An 18,866-nucleotide genomic window follows, 5' to 3' on the forward strand; every position below is an offset into this window, starting at 1 on the left:
TTCGTCGTGGCGGGTGGCCGTGTTATCCCCAGCAATCCCCAGCTTGTCCACAGACTTGTTGTCTCGACGGGTGAGACATCGCCGCGCATGATGCTGCAGGTGCAAGCGCCCGCGGGATGTCGGCACATGGCGTGTCGGTTGTCGGGTCATTCTGCAGAGGTAAGTCGATGTCCTTCGTGCCCGAACGCAAGCCCACCTCGCCCGCCATCGAGGCACTCCGCGTGCCGCCGCACTCGATCGATGCCGAACAGGCGGTGCTGGGCGGCCTGATGCTGGCGCCCGATGCGCTGGACAAGGTGGCCGACCGGCTCGGCGAGGACGATTTCTACCGCAAGGACCACCGGCTGATCTGGCGGGCGATCAACGAGCTGGCGAACAAGGGCATGCCGTGCGACGCGGTGACCCTGGGCGACTGGTTCGAGAGCAACGGCATGGCCGAGATGGTCGGCGGCGCCGGCTACCTGATCGAGCTGGCCAACAGCACGCCCAGCGCCGCCAATATCACCGCCTACGCCGAGATCGTGCGCGAGAAATCGGTGCTGCGCCAGCTGATCGACGCCGGCACCTCGATCACCGAGGACGGCTACCGGCCCGAGGGCAAGAGCGTGCACGAGGTGCTGGAAAGCGCCGAGCAGCGCGTGTTCCACATCGCCGAATCCGGTGCGCGCGGCAAGAAGGACTCCGTCTCGATGCGCGAGGCGGTGAAGGACGCGTTCCGCCTGCTCACTGAGCGCTACGAGAACCGCGGCCAGCTTACCGGCGTCAGCACCGGTTTCACCGACCTGGATGCGCTCACTTCCGGCCTGCAGCCGTCGGACCTGATCATCGTGGCGGCGCGCCCGTCGATGGGCAAGACCGCCTTCGCGCTGAACATCGCCGAGGCTGCCGCGCTGGGCGGCAAGAAGGCGGTGGTGGTGTTCTCGATGGAGATGTCCTCCTCGCAGCTGGCGTTCCGCCTGATCTCCTCGGTCGGTCGCATCCACCAGCAGCACCTTCGCAACGGCACTCTCGAAGAAGAGGACTGGCCGCGCGTCTCCAACGCGATCGCGCTGCTGTCCGACGCGAAGATCTTCATCGACGACACGCCCAGCCTGTCGCCGGTGGAACTGCGTTCGCGCGCACGCCGGCTGCACCGCGAACATGGCGGGCTGGGCCTGATCGTGATCGACTACCTGCAGCTGATGCAGGTGCCCGGCAACAAGGAGAACCGCGCCACCGAGATTTCGGAAATCTCGCGTTCGCTGAAAGGGCTGGCCAAGGAACTGAACGTGCCGGTGATCGCCCTGTCGCAGCTCAACCGCTCGCTGGAACAGCGCGCCGACAAGCGCCCGATGATGTCCGACCTGCGCGAGTCCGGCGCGATCGAGCAGGACGCCGACGTGATCATGTTCATCTACCGCGACGAGTACTACAACAAGGAATCGCCCGACAAGGGCGTCGCCGAGATCATCATCGGCAAGCAGCGCAACGGCCCCACCGACACCTGCAAGCTGACCTTCCTCGGCCACTACACCCAGTTCGTCAACTATGCGTCGGATTCGTTCGTCGGGTCGTTCGACTGATCGCCGGGAGCCGCGCTGGCGGCGAAGGCTGACAACTTTCTGCGCCGAGGCGTCTCGCCGCCTGCGATGACCGCGGGCTAAGCTCGCTTCCTCCACGTATCCAGCCGGGAACCCGCATGGCCAAGGCCAAGACCGCCTATGTCTGCACCGATTGCGGTGCCGAACATCCGAAGTGGCAGGGTTCATGCGCCGAGTGCGGCGCATGGAACACGCTCAGCGAGATCGTGCTGGCGCCGGCTTCGGCGGCGAAGCCGTCGGTGGGCGCGCAGCGTTCCAGTTACGCCGGCGCCGCCGCGGGCGCGCCGCGTATCACGCCGCTGACCGCGGTGGCGATGACCACCGAGGCCCGCACGCTGACCGGCATCGGCGAGCTGGACCGCGTGCTCGGCGGCGGCTTGGTCGAGGGCTCGGTAGTGCTGATCGGCGGCGATCCCGGCATCGGCAAGTCGACCCTGCTGCTGCAGATGCTGGGCACGCTGGGCGGGCAGCTGCCCAGCGTCTACGTCACCGGCGAGGAGTCGCTGGCGCAGGTGGCCGCGCGCGCGCAGCGGCTAGGCTTGCCACTGGAACCGCTGCAGGCGCTGGCCGAGACCTGCATCGAGCGGGTCCTCGAACAGGCAGCGGCGAGCCGGCCCCGGGTGCTGGTGATCGATTCGATCCAGACCATCTGGACCGAACTGCTCACCGCCGCGCCGGGTTCGGTGTCGCAGGTGCGCGAGTCGGCGGCCAAGCTGACCCGCTTTGCCAAGGAGACCGGCACCTCGGTATTCCTGGTCGGCCACGTCACGAAAGAGGGCGGCATCGCCGGCCCTCACGTGCTCGAGCATATGGTCGACGCGGTGCTCTACTTCGAGGGCGAATCCGGCAGCCGCTTCCGCGTGCTGCGCGCGTTCAAGAACCGCTTCGGCGCGGTCAACGAACTGGGCGTGTTCGCGATGGGCGACAAGGGCCTGCGCGAAGTGCCGAACCCGTCGGCGATCTTCCTGTCCACGCACGCGGGGCCGACTTCGGGCAGCGCGGTGATGGTCACCCGCGAGGGCACCCGGCCGCTGCTGGTCGAGGTGCAGGCGCTGGTCGACCAGTCCTCGCTGGGCAACCCGCGGCGGGTCACCCTGGGCCTGGAGCAAAACCGCCTCGCCATGCTGCTGGCGGTGCTGCATCGGCACGGCGGCGTGGCGGCGTACGACCAGGACGTGTTCGTCAACGTGGTCGGCGGCATCCGCGTGCAGGAGACGGCCGCCGACCTGCCGGTGCTGCTGGCGGTGTTGTCGTCGCTGCGTGACCGGCCGCTGCCGGAGCACACCATCGCCTTCGGCGAGGTCGGCCTGTCCGGCGAGATCCGGCCGGTGCCGAATGGCGAGGAACGCCTGAAGGAGGCCGCCCACCACGGTTTCCGCCGCGCCATCGTGCCGAAGGCGAACGCGCCCAAGAAGGGGCGCGTGGGCGAGATGGAAGTGGTCGGGGTGGAGCGGCTGGGCGAGGCGATCGATGCCTGCCGCTGAGGGGTCTACCGGTTGCTGACCGCCGGCGCGCTTGCTCAGGGCAGCGTGCGGTGCAGGATCAGCTCCAGCACGAATTTCGAGCCGAAGAACGCCAGCACCAGCACCGCCATGCCGATCAGGGTGAGGTTGACCGCGCGGGTGCCGCGCCAGCCGTGCCGCCAGCGGCCGTACAGCAGCACGCCGAACACCAGCCACGCCACGATCGACAGCACGGTCTTGTGCGCCAGGTGCTGGCCGAACAGGTTGTCGACGAACAGCACGCCGGTCAGCAGGGTCAGCGTGAGCAGCACGAAGCCGGCGCTGATCAGGCGGAACAGCAGGGTTTCGGTCAGGGTCAGCGGGGGCAGCGCGCGCAGCCAGCGGCCGAACTGGCGATGGCGCAACGCGCGCTCCTGGAGCGCCAGCAGGATCGCCAGCACGGCGGCGATCGACAGCACGCCGAACGCGAGCAGGGCCACCGTCACGTGCAGCTTGATCTGCCAGTCCATCGGCTGCGGCAGGGTGGGAGGCGCCAGGAAACCGTCCACCGCGAGCAGCGCGGTGGTCAGCGGGAACACGATCACGCCGAGCGCGGCGACCGGGCGCGAGGCGTTCACCAGCAGGGTCAACGCCGAGACGACGAACGCGACCAGCGACAGCGCCGCGAAGAAGTGCAGGTCCAGCGCGCCCCGATGCATGCCGAGCAGGATGCCGGCGTGGATCAGCACGGCGCTGCCGGCCAGCGCCAATGCCAGCCGGTTCAGCGGTTGCCCGCCGCCCAGCAGCGGGCGCGCCAGCCCGGCGGCGGCGGCGAGATAGAGCACGATGGCGGACAGGGCCAGCACGTGGAGGGTCATAGCCGCACAGTGTCGCACAGGGCCGTGCCGGCATGCATGCGGAGCGGGGCGATCCGTCCGCTATAATCGGATGCTTTCCCGTGTGCCGGTCCCGCCATGTTCGAGTCGCTCAGCCAACGCCTTTCCACCACCGTCAATCGCCTGCGCGGTCGCGGCCGGCTGACTGAGGAGAACATCCGCGAAGCCCTGCGCGAGGTACGCATCGCACTGCTGGAGGCGGACGTCGCGCTGCCGGTGGTGCAGGCGCTGATCCAGCGGATCAAGGTGCGCGCGGTCGGCCAGGACGTGATCAGGAGCCTGTCGCCGGGCCAGGCGCTGGTGAAGGTGGTCAGCGACGAGCTGACCGTGGTGATGGGCACCGCCAACACCGAACTGAACCTGGCCCAGCAGCCGCCGGCGGTGGTGCTGATGGCCGGCCTGCAGGGCGCCGGCAAGACCACCACGGTGGCCAAGCTGGCGCGCCTGCTGACCGAGCGCAAGAAGAAAAAGGTGATGGTGGTCAGCTGCGACGTCTACCGTCCGGCCGCGATCGAGCAGCTGCGCACGCTGGCCGAGCAGGTCGGGGTGAAGTTCTTCCCGTCCGCGACGGGCCAGGATCCGGTACAGATCGCGAAGGACGCCATCGCCGCCGCGCGGCGCGAAGTGGTCGACGTGCTGCTGGTCGACACCGCCGGCCGCCTGCACGTGGACGAGGCGATGATGGCCGAGATCAAGGCCTTGCACGCCGCGATCACGCCGATCGAGACCCTGTTCGTGGTCGACTCGATGACCGGTCAGGATGCCGCCAACACGGCCAAGGCGTTCAACGAGGCGCTGCCGCTGACCGGCGTGATCCTCACCAAGACCGACGGCGACGCCCGCGGCGGCGCGGTGCTGTCGGTGCGCTACGTCACCGGCAAGCCGATCAAGTTCCTCGGCGCCGGCGAGAAGAGCGATGCGCTGGAGCCGTTCCACCCCGACCGGCTGGCCCAGCGCATCCTCGGCATGGGCGACGTGCTGTCGCTGGTCGAGGAGGTCGAGCGCAAGGTCGACCAGGACAAGGCGCAGAAGCTGGCCCAGAAGGTGATGAAGGGCAAGCGCTTCGACCTGAACGACATGAAGGACCAGCTGGAGCAGATGGGCAACATGGGCGGACTGGCCGGCCTGATGGACAAGCTGCCCGGCGTGTCCAGCCTGCCGGACAGCGTGAAATCCAAGGTCAACGATGGTGAAATGAAGCGGATGATCGCGATCATCAGCTCGATGACCAAGAAGGAACGCCGCCACCCGGATCTGCTGAACGGCTCGCGCCGCGCCCGCGTGGCGCGCGGTTCGGGTACCCAGCCGGCCGACGTCAATCGCCTGCTGAAACAGTACATGCAGATGGAAAAGATGATGTCCAAGCTGTCCAAGGGCGGCAGCAAGGGCCTGCTACGGCAGATGCGCGGCGCCATGAAGGGCATGGGCGGCATGGGCGGCTTGCCGCCGATGCGTTGAAAAGCGCCTCGCGGGAATGACGCCGGTGCGGGGCTGTCATGTCGCGAAAGCCTTCCCTTTTCCCGAAAATCCGCTAAAATACCCCGTTTCCCGCGCACGACTCTCGTGCGCCTGCCGCTGATTCGGCAATTCTGGAGTTTTACCATGGTCAAGATTCGTCTTTCGCGCGGTGGCGCCAAGGGCCGTCCGTTCTACCACGTCGTCGTGACCGACCAGCGCAACAAGCGCGACGGCCGCAACATCGAGAACGTAGGCTTCTACAACCCGGTCGCGTCGGGCAAGGACAAGCGCCTCGAGCTGAACGTCGCGCGCGTGCAGGAGTGGGTCGGCAAGGGTGCCCAGCTGACCGACAAGGTCGCCGCCCTGGTCAAGGAAGCCGGCAAGCAGCAGGCTGCCTGAGTATGACTGCAGCCGGTCGGCGCGTCCTGATCGGACGCATCGTCGGGCTGTATGGCGTGCAGGGCTGGCTCAAGATCGAATCCTGGGCCGAGCCGCGCATGCGGATCTTCGACTACCAGCCGTGGCTGCTCGGTGCAGCGCCCGGCACGGAGACGCAGGTCAGCGGAGTGAAGGGTCGCATGCAGGGCAAGGGCATGGTGGCCCATCTGCCCGGGGTGGACGACCGGGAGCAGGCAGCGGCGCTGGTCGGTACCGACATCCATGTCGCCCGCGAGCAGCTGCCGCCTCCCGCGGAAGGCGAGTATTACTGGGTCGATCTCGAGGGACTGGAGGTCGTCACCACGGAAGAGGTGAAGCTGGGGCGGGTCAGTCACCTGTTCGCCACCGGCGCCAATGACGTGGTGGTGGTGAGGGACGGCGAACGCGAGCGGCTGATTCCCTTCGTCCAGGGTTTGTATGTGCGTTCGGTGGATCTGTCCGCAGGACGCATGGTGGTGGATTGGGATCCTGAATTCTGACGTCGCCGGGTCGCGGGCCCAAGGGTCAAGGATCATGCGCATCGATGTCGTCACTCTGTTTCCCGACTTCGTGCGCCAGTGCGCCGCGGTCGGTGTGGTGGGACGCGCGCAGCAGCGCGAGCTGCTGCAGGTGGAAACCTGGAACCCGCGCGACTACGCCACCGACAGGCACCGCAGCGTGGACAGCGGCTCGTATGGCGGCGGTCCCGGGATGGTGATGATGATCGAGCCGTTGCGCACGACCCTGGTGGCCATGCGTGCGGCGGCAGCGGAGCCGGTGCACTTGGTTTATCTCAGTCCGCAGGGAGCGCGGCTGACGCAGGGCAGGGTGGAAGCGCTGGCGAAGTTGCCGCGCATCGCCTTGCTCTGCGGGCGTTACGAAGGTGTGGACGAGCGTCTGCTGGCGCACGAGGTCGACGAGGAGCTTTCCATCGGCGATTATGTGCTATCCGGCGGCGAGTTGGCCGCCGCGGTGGTCATCGACGCGGTGGGGCGCTTGCAGGACGGCGCGTTGAACGACGCGCAGTCGGCCGAGCAGGATTCATTCTCGGATGGCCTGCTGGATTGTCCGCACTATGCGAAACCGGTGCACGATGCGCTGGGTTCCGTGCCGGAGGTGCTGCTGTCCGGCGACCATGCGGCCATCGCCCGCTGGCGCCTGAAGCAGTCGCTGGGACGGACCTGGCTGCGCCGGCCCGATTTGTTGTCACAGCGTGGACTGGATGCGGTATCCCGGGCCCTGCTGGATGAATTCCGCCGTGAACATGCCTCGCGAGGGCAGGCACGGCAAGACGATGCGGCCGGGTGACGGTCGCAGCCATTGATATCGCAAACGTGAACCGACAGGTGCGCCATGAACAAGATCATTGAACAGTTCGAATCCGAGCAGATCACCCGCCAGCTGCCGGAATTCGGCCCCGGCGACACCGTGGTGGTCAACGTCAAGGTGAAGGAAGGCAACCGCGAGCGCGTGCAGGCGTTCGAGGGCATCGTCATCGCCAGGCGCAGCCGCGGCCTGCACTCGGCCTTCACCGTGCGCAAGATCTCGCACGGCACCGGCGTGGAGCGCGTGTTCCAGGCGCACAGCCCGGCCATCGACTCGGTGGAAGTGAAGCGCAAGGGCAAGGTGCGCGGCGCCAAGCTGTACTACCTGCGCAACCTGGAAGGCAAGGCCGCGCGCATCAAGGAAGACATCGCCGCCGCCGCTGCCGCCAAGGCGAGCGCCAAGGCCGCCGCTGCAGCTGCTGCTGCCGAGTAATCCACGCGCCAGCAGGGTTGCACGAAACCCCCGTGGAGCGATTCGCGGGGGTTTTTGCTGTGTGGAATTTTTGTAGGACGGGCACTGCCCGCCGCTCCCCATCACGACGCGGGGCAGGAGTTGGCGGGCAGTGCCCGTCCTACATGCTGTGCAATGCTTTGATTCCGGGTGCCGAATGCCGCGTCGTCACTTCAGCCGCTGCGGCTGCTGCAGGAAGTTGCCCTGCACGAAATCCACGCCGCAGGCGAACAGCAGCGAGGTGCTGGTGGCATCCTCGACCCACTCGGCGATGGTCAGGCGCTTCAGTTCGCGCGCCTGCCGGCAGATTTCGGCGATCTTTTTCTGGCTCTCCGGGTGTTGCGGCAGGTCGGCCATGTAGCTGCGGTCGATCTTCAGGTAGTCAGCGTCGACGTGGTTGAGCAGCTGGAACGAGTTGAGGCCCGAGCCGAACTGCTCCAGCGCGAAGCGGCCACCGAGCTTCTTCCAGCCGTTGACGAACTCCTGCGCCGGGCGCAAGAGCGTCATCACCTTGCTCTCGGTCATTTCCAGCACCAGCTGGCCGCGCTTCAGCCGGGCTTGCCTGAGCCGCTCGCCCAGCCACGCCAGCAACTGGTTGTCCTGCAGCGAGGCGGCGGTGAGCTTGATGAAGAAAGTGGTCTGCTGACCCTGGCCCTCGCGCGCCTGCAGCGCCGTGATGGCCTGGTTGAGCACCCAGCGGTCGATCGCACCGGTGAGGCCGTGCTTCTCGGCGATCGGCATGAAGAAGCCCGGCAGCACTTCGCCCTGGGGGCCGTTCAGGCGCATCAGGAGCTCGGAATAGTCGCCTTCGGCGTCTTGCAGGCTGATGGTCTGCTGGTGGTAGAGCACCATGCCTTCCCCGGTGAGCGCCTTGCGCAGCAGGTCCAGCCAGTAGCGCTCGCGTTCCTCGTCGGCCTTTTCGCGTGCGGCCGGGTCGTGCAGTTCGACCTGGCTGCCGCCCAGGCTTTGCGCCGTACGCAGCGCCTGGCTGGCCTGGTTGAGCAGCAGCTCGGTGTTCGCGTTCTTCTCGCCCAGCAGGCTGCCACCGACGCTGGCGGTGACCGTGATCGAACGCGAGCCTGCATCGAAGATCTCGCTGCTGATGCTGTGTTGCAGGCGGGTGATCCATTCCTTGATCGCCTCGTCGGTGCGTGAATCCAGGATCACGCCCAGCGTATGCTCGGCGAGCATGCCGGCGACGTCATCGGCGCTCAGCAGCATGCGGATGCGGTCGGCGAAGCCGGCCAGCAGTCCGTCGGCCTTGCCCAGGCCGATGCCGCCCACCAGCGCGGCCCAGTTGTCCGGCTCGACCAGCAGCAGCGACTGGCCCTTCTTGCCCTTGGCGGCGGCGGTCACGGCGTCGTCGACGCATTCCAGCATGCGGGCGCGGTTGAACAGCCCGGTGACCTGGTCACGCTGCAGCCGTTCGAGCATGCCCGGGTCGACCAGCTGGCGACGGAACACGATCTGCAGGCAGGGCTCGCCCTCGAACGTGGCCTGCGCGAACTCCACCGAGGCGTCGAACTGGCTGCCGTCGGCGCGGCGCGCATGCAGGGTGAGCTGGGAGGGCAGCTTTTCCTGTCGGGCGTGGCTCTTGAGCAGCGTCTTGAACTCCTCCGCACTGGCCGAGTCGATCATGTCCAGCACCGGCAAGCCGAGCACGTCGTCGAAATCGTCGTAGCCGAACGTCTGCAGGTAGGCATGGTTGGCGCGCACGTGCATGCCCTCATGCACGTAGGCGATCGCGTCGGTGGAGGAATCCAGCAGCGCGTCGCAGCGGCGCTCCGATTCGCGCAGGGCGGTTTCCAGCCGACGTACCTGGCGGCGCGTCTGCAGCGACTCGAACTCGCGCTGCAGTACCGCGATCAGCTGCTTCGGCTGGCTGCGCGAGGCGACGCCGCGGGCGCCGTGCACGAACAGATCCGCCACGATCTGGTTGTCGATGTTGTTGACCAGGCCCACCAGCGCGTAGTCGCGACCGTAGGCATCGAGCACTTTGACCGCATCTTCGAGGCTGATGCTGGTGATTGCCGGGTCGAACATCACCACGTCGGGTTCCAGCTCGTTCACCGCGGCCTGTATCTGTTCGACCTTGGTGGCGCGGGCCGGCCGCACGGCAATGCCGGTATTGCGCAGCAGGCTGATGATCTGCTCCGCCTCTTCCAGCGAGCTCTCGATGAAGAGGATCTTGATGACGTAGTCTTTTTTCATGGGGCGTGATGCTGTCCGTTGATCATCGCGAGCGGTGCAGGGCGGTTTCGTCGGTCAGCCGCGACCTGTTGTTTGTAGCGGATTCCGCTACCAGTCGCCAGCAAAAAACCGCGCAACGGTGATCGCTGTCCGGTTCACAGCGGGCGCTTGGAGGCGTCGCCGCCCACTTCGCGCACCAGCCGGGGCACCAGATACCCGGGCAGCCGCGCGCGCAGCGCCTCCATCAATGCCAGGGCGTGGCCGTCGGCGACCTCGAAATGCGCGGCGCCCTGCACGCGATCGAGCTGGTGCAGGTAGTACGGCAGCACGCCGGCGGCGAACAATCGTTCGGAAAGCGCGGCCAGCACGTCGGCGTCGTCATTGACCCCGCGCAACAGCACGGACTGGTTGAGTACGGTGGCACCGGCCGCGCGCAGGCGTGCGCAGGCGGCATCGACGCTGGCGTCCAGCTCGTTGGCATGGTTTGCGTGCAGCACCACCACCTTCTGCAGCGGCAGGCTGGCCAGCCAGGCGACGAAGGCGTCGTCGATCCGCTCGGGCAGTACCACCGGCAGGCGGCTGTGGATGCGCAGGCGGGTGACGTGGGGTAACCCGGTCAAGCCACGGCCCAGTTCCTCCAGTTTGGCGGTGGCCAGCGCCAGCGGGTCGCCGCCGGACAGGATCAGCTCGCTGACAGAGTGGTCCTGCCGCAGGTATTCCAGCGCCTGCCGCCACTGGCCGGCGGCGGCCATCTCCTCGCCGTACGGGAAGTGCCGGCGGAAGCAGTAGCGGCAGTTGATCGCACAGCTGCCGCTGGCGATCAGCAGCGCGCGCCCGTGGTACTTGTGAAGCACGCCGCGCGCCTCGCGCGCCGCCATGTCGCCGACCGCATCGGTGACGAAACCGGGCACCTCATCCAGCTCGACCAGTTGCGGCAACACCTGCAGCAGCAGAGGATCGCGCGGATCGCCGTGGCGCATGCGGGCCACGAAGCCGCGCGGCACGCGCAGCTGGAAACCGGCGTCCGCCGGCGGCAGCTGGCCAGCGAGATGCTGCAGCCCGAGCAGGTCCAGCAGTTCGCCGGCATCGGTGACAGCCTCGCGCCACAGCTGGCGCCAGTCGGCGGCCGGGGCGTCCGGCGTAATGCGTGCGGCGGGGCTTGCGGTTATCATGTGTGGCCTTGTCTGGGCCGGCCGGCCCGTCAAACCAGCTATTTTAGCCGCCGGCAGCGGCGCAGGGGCCCGTTTTCGGGCCCTTGAACATTGAAATTCATATCTCGGAGCTCACTGCATGGCCACCGCCGGTCTCAACGACGTCAAGAAGGGTATGAAGATCCTTCACAACAACGATCCGTGGATCATCACCGAAGCCGACTTCATCAAGCCCGGCAAGGGCCAGGCGTTCACCCGCATCTTCATCCGCAACCTGAAGAACGGACGCACCACCGAGCAGACGATGAAGTCCAGCGATTCGTTCGAGGTGGCGGACGTCACCGACACCGACATGCAGTACCTGTACTCCGACGGCGAGTTCTGGCACTTCATGCACCAGGAATCGTTCGAGCAGCACCAGGCCGGCAAGGCCGGCGTCGGCGACGCAGCGAAGTGGCTGAAGGGCGAGGAGGAGTGCGTGGTCACGCTGTTCAACGGCGAGATCATCGCGGTGCAGGCGCCGAACTTCGTCGAGCTGAAGATCACCGAGACCGACCCGGGCGTACGCGGCGACACCTCCGGCGGCGGCGGCAAGCCGGCCACACTGGAGACCGGTGCGGTGGTGCGCGTGCCGCTGTTCGTGGGCACCGACGAGGTGATCAAGGTGGACACCCGCACCGGCGAGTACGTCAGCCGCGTCAAGTGACGAACCGGCGCGCGGGCTGTGCCCGCGCCTTTGCCGGTTCGTCATCCCGGCGAAGGCCGGGATCCAGTGAAGCACTCGTGCGCAGCACGCAAAACCCTTCACACGGCTGCACGAAAGCCCTGGATTCCGACCTTCGCCGGAATGGCGATGCCGAGATGACGATATTCTGGGGCGGGCGCCGCAAGGCGGGCCGCCCCATCTCGTATCCATTCCTTGCAGAGTGAGTGAGCGATGAGCCACGCCGCCCCACAGCCAGTCGACCTGATGATCGAAGCCCGCTGGGTGGTGCCGGTCGAGCCGCACGCGGTGGTGCTGGAGAACCACGCGGTGGTGGTGCGGGACGAGCGCATCGTGGCGCTGCTGCCGATCGCCGGGGCGCGTGCCGCCTACGCACCGCGCGAGCGCGTCGAACTGGGCGAGCACGCGCTGATCCCCGGCCTGGTCAACAGCCACACGCACAACCCGATGACCCTGCTGCGCGGCCTCGCCGACGACCTGCCGCTGATGGTGTGGCTGCAGCAGCACATCTGGCCGGCCGAGGCGAAGGTGATGGGCACCGAGTTCGTGCGCGACGGCGTCGAGCTGGCGGTGGCCGAGATGCTGCGCGGCGGCACCACTTGCGCCAACGAGAACTATTTCTTCCCCGACGTGATCGGCGCCACCTATCGCAAGCTGGGTTTCCGCGCGGTGGTCGGGCTGCCGGTGATCGAGTTCCCCACCGCGTGGGCGAAGAGCCAGGACGAATACTTCGAACGTGCCGGCGAGGTGCACGACAGCTTCCGCGGCGACCACCTGATCAGCACCGCGTTCGCGCCGCATGCGCCGTATACGGTGTCGGACGGGAGCTTCGAGCGGATCCGCGTGCTGTCCGACCAGCTCGACATCCCGGTGCACCTGCACACGCACGAGACCGCGCACGAGGTCGAGGACGAGAAGGCCAGGAGCGGGCTGCGCCCGTTCCAGCGGCTGCAGAAACTGGGCCTGGTCAATGACCGCCTGATCGCCGTGCACATGACCCAGCTGACTGAGGGCGAGATCGCCGCCTGCGCCGCCGCCGGCGTATCGGTGGTGCATTGCCCGGAATCCAACCTCAAGCTGGCCTCCGGTTTCTGCCCGGCGGAAAAGCTGCGTGCCGCCGGCGTCAACGTGGCGATCGGCACCGATGGCTGCGCCTCCAACAACGACCTGGACATGTTCGGCGAGATGCGCACCGCCGCGCTGCTGGCCAAGGCCGTGGCCGGCGACGCCGCCGCGTTCGACGCGGCGTTCGCGCTGCGCGCGGCCACGCTCAACGGCGCGAAGGCGATCGGGCTGGAGGCGAGGATCGGCTCGATCGAGCTGGGCAAGCAGGCGGACTTCGCCGCCGTGCGATTGAGCGACCTGGAAACCCAGCCGCTGTTCCACGTCATCTCGCAGCTGGTCTATGCCACCGGCCGCCACCAGGTCAGCGACGTGTGGATCGCCGGCAGGCGCAAGCTGGCCGCGCGCGAGCTGGTCGGCATGGACACCGTTGCAATCCTGGAGCGGACGCGTGCCTGGCGCGAACGCATCGCCTCGGCCTGAAGCGGAGCCTTCGATGAACCGTTACCTGGTCCTGCTGATCCGCCGGCCGCACCTCGACCCGGCGGTGGTGCCGCTGCACCGGGCATTTCTGGAGGGCTTGCGCGCAGAAGGCAGGGTGGAACTGTCCGGCGGCTTCAGCGACAGGTCCGGCGGCGCCTACCTGCTTCACGCGGTCGACCTGGCCGAGGCGACCGCGCTCGTATACAACGACCCGGCCCACGTCAGCGGCGGTTGGGATATCACGGTGTACGAGTGGCAGGTGGTTTGATCTTTGCGCTCTTCCATCAGCGCGCGAGTCAAGAGGCAGTCATCCATGGCCGCACTTTCCAATAAACTCATGAGCTCACCGTGGACTCGAACATGACCACCGCCAACGTCAGCCCCGCCGAGATCGCCCGCTTCGACAGCCTGGCGGCGCGCTGGTGGGATCCCGACGGCGAGTCGCGCCCATTGCACGACCTCAATCCGGTGCGCGCCGCCTATGTCGCCGCGCGCGTCGACCTGCGCGGGGCGAAGGTCGCCGACGTCGGTTGCGGCGGCGGCCTGCTCAGCGAGGCGCTGGCGCGTGCCGGCGCGAAGGTCACCGGCATCGACCTGGGTGACAAGGTGATCGACGTCGCGAAGCTGCACCTGCATGAATCCGGCCTCAGTGTCGACTACCGCGTGCAGTCCTCCGCCGAGTTGGCGGCGACCGAGCCGGAAGGTTTCGATGCGGTGTGCTGCATGGAGCTGGTCGAGCACGTCCCCGACCCGGAAGCGCTGGTGAACGACCTGGCCGCGATGCTGAAGCCGGGCGGGCGGCTGTTCATGTCCACCCTCAACCGCACGCCGGCCGCGTTCGGCGCGGCGATTCTGGGCGCGGAATACGTGATGCGCCTGCTGCCGCGCGGCACCCATCACTACGCGCAGTTCCTGAAGCCGTCCGAGCTGGGGCGCCTGCTGCGCCATGCCGGGCTGGAGCTGGAGGACGTTTCCGGGCTGGGCTACAACCCGCTCAGCCGCAAGGCCTGGCTGAGTTCGATCACTGCGGTCAACTACGTGCTCAGCGCACGTCCCACGGGGACTTCCTACGGTCGCAAGCCGGCATGAAGCCCTTGCCCCAAAACATCCAGGGCGTGCTGTTCGACCTGGACGGCACCTTGCTCGACAGCGCTCCCGACCTGTATGCCGCCTTGGTGGCGCAGTGCGCGGAAGAGGACGTGCCGCCGCCGCCCTATGCGCCGGTGCGTGAGGTGGTGTCGCGCGGCGCGCGCGCGGTGCTGCGCTGCGCATTCGCCGCGCGTGGCGAGCCGGCGCTGGAGGCGCTGGTGCCGCGTTACCTGCAGCTGTACCGGGACGTGATGGCGCAGCAGACGCGCGCGTTCGACGGCATCGACGAGCTGCTGGTGCGCATCGAGGCGCACGGTCTGCGCTGGGGCATCGTCACCAACAAGGCGGGTTTCCTCACCGACGAACTGGTTGCCCGCATCGGCTGGGCCGCGCGCGCCGGCGCCGTGGTCTGCGGCGATACCCTGGCGGTGAAGAAGCCCGATCCGGCGCCGGTGCTGCTGGCCTGCGAACGGGCCGGCGTGGCGCCCGCGCACAGCCTGTTCGTCGGCGACGACCGCCGCGACGTGCAGGCCGGGGCGGCTGCCGGCCTGTACACGGTGGCGGTGAGCTGGGGCTATCTCGATGGCGGCGATCCCCGTGGCTGGGGTGCCGACAAGGTGCTGGACCATCCGGCCGAACTGGCCGAACTGCTGCAATTGCAACCGGTAGCGGCATGATCGAGCTGGTCGAACAGAACGCGGTGCTGCAGGGCTTCATCGACAAGTGGCTGGCGGTGCAGCCGCAGCAGCGCGTGGCGCTGGCCTTCGTCGATGGCCGGCGTTACCCCGGCCACATCGCGCTGGCCGCGCTGGAACAGGAACTGCTCGGCGCCGCCTATGGCATCCGCGAGCCGCAGGTGGCCGCCGCCAAGCTCAACTGGTGGGCCGAGGAACTGGCCGGGGCGCCGGCCAGCGGCGGTCGCCATCCGCTGACCCAGGTGCTGTTCGACGAGGAGCGGGCGCACGCCGTCGCCAGCCAGCTGTGGCTGGCGCCGGTGCTCGCCGCGATGGCGCAGCTGGAGCAGGGCACCGCCGCGGATTTTGCCGCGCAGCTGGAGGCGGCAAGGCCATTGCACGGTGCGCTGGCGGCGCTGGAAACCGCCTGGTGGTACGGCGCCGACGCGTCGCCGGCGCAGGCATCGCGCGTCGCCGTGCTGAACCATCTGCTGTATGCCCTGCTGCGGCTGGAACAGGATGCCGAACGCGACCGCCTGCCGCTGCCGATGGCGCGACTGGCCCGGCATGGCCTGAACCGCGCGCAATTGCGCAGTCCCGGCGCAGCGCGGCAACAGGCGGTCAAGGCGCAGCTGGACGACCTGCTGGCCAGTTGGAACGAGTCGGCCACGCTGGCCGGGCCGCTCAGCGTGTTTCGCGCGCTGGAATCGCGCCACGCCAGCCGGCTCGCGCAGCGTGCGGCGCATGCCGGCGATGCGCTGGCGGTATTGCAGGCCGGCCACTCGCGTACCGGGCTGGCCACCCCGCTGCGGGCGTGGCAGGCGGCGCGTGCATGGCGTCGCTACCTGGCGTAAAACGAGCCGGGACGCAGCGTTTCCACCACGCCACTATTGCGCAGCAGCCTGCCTGCCCCAAGATTGTCCGCTTCACGGCGATGCGTTCGCCGATGCCAGGATTCCCGTCATGCCGAACCAGGAAAACACCGCCCGCCTGCTGCCCGACGTTGCCGTGCATGCGCAGCCGCATCTTGCCGGCGCGCTGGACTGGGTCGGCATGGCCGAGATCCAGGTGCCGGTGCTGTTCGACGCCGGCGATGGCCAGGTGCAGCGTTCCAGCGCCCGGGTCGGCGCCTTCGTCAACCTGAGCCGGCCGGACAAGCGCGGCATCCACATGTCGCGTCTGTACCTGCAGGTCGAACAGGCGCTGAGCACGCAGGCGCTGAATGCACAGATGCTGCATGCGCTGCTGCGCGGCTTCCTCGATTCGCACCGGGACCTGTCCGACCGCGCCTGCCTCAGCATCCATTTCGAGCAGCTGGTGCGGCGCCCCGCGCTGAAGAGCGCCAACAGCGGCTGGCGCGCCTATCCGGTATGCATCGAGGCCAGCCTCACTGGCGACGAATTCCTGCTCGAGTTCGGCACCGAGGTGGTCTATTCCTCCACCTGTCCGGCCTCGGCGGCGCTGTCGCGCCAGCTGATCCAGGACCAGTTCGCCAGCGATTTCGATGCCGGCCAGCCGCTTGACCATGCCGCGGTGCTGGCCTGGCTCGGCAGCGAGAAGGGCATCGTCGCCACCCCGCATGCCCAGCGCAGCGTGGCGCGCCTGCGCATCCGCCTGGCGTCCGGCGCCGGTTTCCACCTGATTGGCCTGGTCGACCGCGTCGAGCACGCGCTTGGTACGCCGGTGCAGACCGCGGTGAAGCGCGAGGACGAACAGGCTTTCGCGCTGGCCAACGGCGGCAACCTGATGTTCTGCGAGGACGCCGCCCGGCGCATCCAGAAGGCGCTCGATGCCGACGCCGCGCTGAGCGACTTCCACATCCGCGTCGAGCACCAGGAAAGCCTGCACCCGCACGATGCGGTGGCCTATGCGAGCAAGGGCGTGGAGGGCGGTTACGGCTCCACGCCGTGACAACCGCCTCGTAACGCGGGCACGGCCCGCCGGTTTTTGATTTCGCGAAAACGCGACGGGAATGGCGTGAGTGGCCGCCCGCGAGCGCGGCAGCACGTGCTGGAGCAGCAGCCGGCTGTACCGTACTTCTGCGATTTTTCTTCCAGCAAGTGCGGGGCGCGATCGGCTCGGCTCGATCCGCCGGTCACCCGGTGTCGGTGGTATCTGCCGGGTGACGGCAGCGGGGGAAATGGAAGTGGTCGGGCACCGGGTCCTCGCCACCATCGCACAATGGCTGGCAGCGCAGCACTCGCCAGCCGGCCAGCAGGCTGCCGCGCCACGGGCCGAAGCGGGTGACTGCAATCCGTGCATAATCGGAGCAGTTGGGGTGGAAGCGGCAGCGTGGACCGAGCAGGGGACTGAGCCAGCGCTTGTACAAACGCAGCATCCACAGTATCAATCGGGTCAGGACATTCACGGTGCCGGAGCGGCCAGCGACGGGTAGTGGTACAAGTATTCCAGAAGCAAGCTTGCCGGTGTAGGACACATGGGCTATAACACCCGGCCGCCACGGCCAAAAACGGTGAAGGGATATGGCGAAAACGACGCGTAGTTCGACCGCTGCCAAGGCGCAGAAGGGCAAGGCTTCGACCAAGGCGCGTAATGCCAGGGCCGGCATGGCGAAAGCGGCAGTCAAGGGGCGGGCGGTGAGTGCCAGCAAGGCTTCCGCCAAGGTCAGCCGCAGCGCAGCGAAACCAGCCGGCAAGGCGGTGGCGAAGAAGGTGGCGGCCAGGAAGCCGATGGCCGGCAAGACCGTCGCCAGGTCGCCGGCGAAGAAGGCTGCTCCGGCGAAAAAGCCGGTCGTGAAGAAGCCAGCCGTGAAGAAGGCCCCGGTGAAGAAAGTGGCGGTCAAGAAGGTCGCTGCGAAGAAGCCCGCGCCGAAGAAGGTTGTCGCCAGGAAGGTGGTGGTCAACAAGGCCGTTGCCAAGAACAGCAAACCCAAGGGCAGCGCAGCCAAAAAACCGGTAGCGAAGCCGGCAGCCAAACCCGTTGCCAGGAAAGCGGTTGCCCCTATCAAGCCGGCGGTCAAGCCGGTCGAGGCGGCAGCCAAGCCGGCGCCGGTGGCAGCCGTCAAGAACGTATCCCCGGCACCCGCCAGCACCCTGTTCAAGGGCAAGGTGGCGAGTGCAACCGCCATGGTGACACCGCATGCAGCCTCGGCCGCCGCGGGTCATGCCTCTTCCCACAAAAGCCCGAAAAATTCGTCGTCCTCAATGAATAAATCCGCTGCGAAGAAACTCGACAACGGCATTACCCGCGAAGATGGCCGGTATGCGCTGCCGTCCACCAGCATCATCAACCTGCCCAAGGGATACCACCCCTCGTCCGCCGAGGAGTACATGAACCCGATGCACCTGGCCTACTTCCGCAACAAGCTGCGCGAATGGCGCGATCAGCTGGTGGAAGAGTCGCGCCAGACCATGGACAACCTGCGCGAGGAAGTGCGCGACGTCGGCGACGAAGCCGAGCGTGCCACCCGCGAGACCGAGAACTCGCTGGAGCTGCGCACCCGCGACCGCTACCGCAAGCTGATCTCCAAGATCGACAAGGCGCTGCGCCGGATCGAGGAAGGCAGCTACGGCTTCTGCGAGGAGACCGATGAGGAAATCGGCATCGACCGCCTCGATGCACGCCCGATCGCCACGCTGTCGCTGGATGCGCAGGAGCGTCGCGAGCACCTGCAGAAGCAGATGGGCGACTGATTGCCGCCAACCCTTGCCTGAACCGGGGGTTCGTTCGATCCGCCCATGCCGATCCCCCGGGATCGCCAAAACCCCCGAGCCGGATCTCGGGGGTTTTGTTTTGCTGCATGCCTGTCACGAGGAGTCGCGAGGTTCGATCTTCGCCTGTTGCGGATGGCGTGCAGCTGGATTGCCGCGGAAGTATCAGGACAACCGCAAAAGGACCGCATCAATTCCGGTGTGGTCTGCATGCCCTGAACCGGCAGGCGGAACGCAGGGCGACGGAGCAAGC

19 protein-coding genes are annotated in these 18,866 nt (G+C 67.6%); 15 read left to right on the forward strand and 4 right to left on the reverse strand.

Annotated features, from left to right (window positions below; genetic code table 11):
* Positions 1 to 167 precede the first annotated feature (167 nt).
* Both AC1Q5A_RS05625 and radA read left to right on the forward strand, forming a co-directional pair.
* Positions 168 to 1,562, forward strand: coding sequence for a replicative DNA helicase (locus AC1Q5A_RS05625; RefSeq protein WP_492699142.1), 1,395 nt, complete (start codon positions 168 to 170; stop codon positions 1,560 to 1,562).
* Positions 1,563 to 1,678: 116 nt separating this feature from the next.
* Complete coding sequence (gene radA / locus AC1Q5A_RS05630; RefSeq protein ID WP_492699144.1) at positions 1,679 to 3,064, forward strand: DNA repair protein RadA; 1,386 nt, start codon at positions 1,679 to 1,681, stop codon at positions 3,062 to 3,064.
* A 35-nt stretch (positions 3,065 to 3,099) separates the two neighbouring features.
* Here radA and AC1Q5A_RS05635 read toward each other — a convergent pair whose 3' ends face one another.
* Complete coding sequence (locus AC1Q5A_RS05635) at positions 3,100 to 3,900, reverse strand: cytochrome C assembly family protein (RefSeq protein WP_492699146.1); 801 nt, start codon at positions 3,898 to 3,900, stop codon at positions 3,100 to 3,102.
* Positions 3,901 to 3,996: 96 nt separating this feature from the next.
* Between AC1Q5A_RS05635 and ffh the strand changes: the two genes are divergently transcribed.
* The 5 genes from ffh (at position 3,997) to rplS (ending at position 7,551) form a co-directional block, all read left to right on the forward strand.
* Positions 3,997 to 5,376 (forward strand): signal recognition particle protein, encoded by a 1,380-nt coding sequence (ffh, locus tag AC1Q5A_RS05640; RefSeq protein WP_492699148.1) that lies wholly within the window; start codon positions 3,997 to 3,999, stop codon positions 5,374 to 5,376.
* A gap of 144 nt (positions 5,377 to 5,520) precedes the next feature.
* Positions 5,521 to 5,775: a 30S ribosomal protein S16 gene (gene rpsP / locus AC1Q5A_RS05645; protein ID WP_108472511.1), complete on the forward strand. Its 255-nt coding sequence runs from the start codon at positions 5,521 to 5,523 to the stop codon at positions 5,773 to 5,775.
* 2 nt (positions 5,776 to 5,777) lie between these two features.
* On the forward strand, positions 5,778 to 6,293 hold the full coding sequence (rimM, locus tag AC1Q5A_RS05650; protein WP_492699150.1) for a ribosome maturation factor RimM: 516 nt from the start codon (positions 5,778 to 5,780) through the stop codon (positions 6,291 to 6,293).
* Positions 6,294 to 6,327: 34 nt separating this feature from the next.
* Positions 6,328 to 7,101, forward strand: a complete 774-nt coding sequence (gene trmD / locus AC1Q5A_RS05655; protein WP_492699152.1) for a tRNA (guanosine(37)-N1)-methyltransferase TrmD — start codon at positions 6,328 to 6,330, stop codon at positions 7,099 to 7,101.
* 45 nt (positions 7,102 to 7,146) lie between these two features.
* Positions 7,147 to 7,551: a 50S ribosomal protein L19 gene (rplS, locus tag AC1Q5A_RS05660; RefSeq protein ID WP_492699154.1), complete on the forward strand. Its 405-nt coding sequence runs from the start codon at positions 7,147 to 7,149 to the stop codon at positions 7,549 to 7,551.
* A gap of 186 nt (positions 7,552 to 7,737) precedes the next feature.
* On the opposite strand, the gene AC1Q5A_RS05665 is transcribed toward rplS, so the two are convergent.
* Both AC1Q5A_RS05665 and epmB read right to left on the reverse strand, forming a co-directional pair.
* Positions 7,738 to 9,780 (reverse strand): EAL domain-containing response regulator, encoded by a 2,043-nt coding sequence (locus AC1Q5A_RS05665; RefSeq protein ID WP_492699155.1) that lies wholly within the window; start codon positions 9,778 to 9,780, stop codon positions 7,738 to 7,740.
* Positions 9,781 to 9,914: 134 nt separating this feature from the next.
* The gene (gene epmB, locus AC1Q5A_RS05670; protein ID WP_492699157.1) at positions 9,915 to 10,931 is read right to left on the reverse strand and encodes an EF-P beta-lysylation protein EpmB; all 1,017 of its coding nucleotides are present in this window, start codon (positions 10,929 to 10,931) and stop codon (positions 9,915 to 9,917) included.
* 118 nt (positions 10,932 to 11,049) lie between these two features.
* On the opposite strand from epmB, the gene efp reads away from it, so the two are divergent.
* The 7 genes from efp to folE2 all read left to right on the forward strand — a co-directional run bounded on the left by efp (position 11,050) and on the right by folE2 (position 16,853).
* Positions 11,050 to 11,616 (forward strand): elongation factor P, encoded by a 567-nt coding sequence (gene efp, locus AC1Q5A_RS05675; protein WP_492699158.1) that lies wholly within the window; start codon positions 11,050 to 11,052, stop codon positions 11,614 to 11,616.
* Positions 11,617 to 11,847: 231 nt separating this feature from the next.
* Positions 11,848 to 13,179: a TRZ/ATZ family hydrolase gene (locus AC1Q5A_RS05680; protein WP_492699160.1), complete on the forward strand. Its 1,332-nt coding sequence runs from the start codon at positions 11,848 to 11,850 to the stop codon at positions 13,177 to 13,179.
* A gap of 13 nt (positions 13,180 to 13,192) precedes the next feature.
* Positions 13,193 to 13,447: a YciI family protein gene (locus AC1Q5A_RS05685; RefSeq protein WP_492699162.1), complete on the forward strand. Its 255-nt coding sequence runs from the start codon at positions 13,193 to 13,195 to the stop codon at positions 13,445 to 13,447.
* 92 nt (positions 13,448 to 13,539) lie between these two features.
* Positions 13,540 to 14,268 carry a bifunctional 2-polyprenyl-6-hydroxyphenol methylase/3-demethylubiquinol 3-O-methyltransferase UbiG gene (ubiG, locus tag AC1Q5A_RS05690; RefSeq protein ID WP_492699164.1) on the forward strand — a complete coding sequence of 243 codons (729 nt, stop codon included), beginning with the start codon at positions 13,540 to 13,542 and terminating at the stop codon, positions 14,266 to 14,268.
* Entirely contained in the window at positions 14,265 to 14,945 is a 681-nt protein-coding gene (gph, locus tag AC1Q5A_RS05695) for a phosphoglycolate phosphatase (RefSeq protein WP_492699165.1), read from the forward strand. Before ubiG ends, gph begins: the two co-directional genes overlap by 4 nt.
* Positions 14,942 to 15,796, forward strand: a complete 855-nt coding sequence (locus AC1Q5A_RS05700; RefSeq protein ID WP_492699167.1) for an isoprenoid biosynthesis enzyme family protein — start codon at positions 14,942 to 14,944, stop codon at positions 15,794 to 15,796. The genes gph and AC1Q5A_RS05700 overlap by 4 nt, the downstream gene beginning before the upstream one ends.
* 109 nt (positions 15,797 to 15,905) lie before the next feature.
* Positions 15,906 to 16,853: a GTP cyclohydrolase FolE2 gene (gene folE2 / locus AC1Q5A_RS05705; protein WP_492699169.1), complete on the forward strand. Its 948-nt coding sequence runs from the start codon at positions 15,906 to 15,908 to the stop codon at positions 16,851 to 16,853.
* A gap of 184 nt (positions 16,854 to 17,037) precedes the next feature.
* On the opposite strand, the gene yidD is transcribed toward folE2, so the two are convergent.
* Complete coding sequence (gene yidD / locus AC1Q5A_RS05710) at positions 17,038 to 17,280, reverse strand: membrane protein insertion efficiency factor YidD (RefSeq protein WP_492699172.1); 243 nt, start codon at positions 17,278 to 17,280, stop codon at positions 17,038 to 17,040.
* A gap of 145 nt (positions 17,281 to 17,425) precedes the next feature.
* Between yidD and dksA the strand changes: the two genes are divergently transcribed.
* A complete protein-coding gene (gene dksA / locus AC1Q5A_RS05715; RefSeq protein ID WP_492699174.1) occupies positions 17,426 to 18,595 on the forward strand; it encodes an RNA polymerase-binding protein DksA in 1,170 nt (389 codons plus the stop codon).
* The last annotated feature ends 271 nt before the right edge of the window (positions 18,596 to 18,866 follow it).

The organism is Rhodanobacter sp. GW835-FHT13D09 (genome assembly GCF_058793995.1).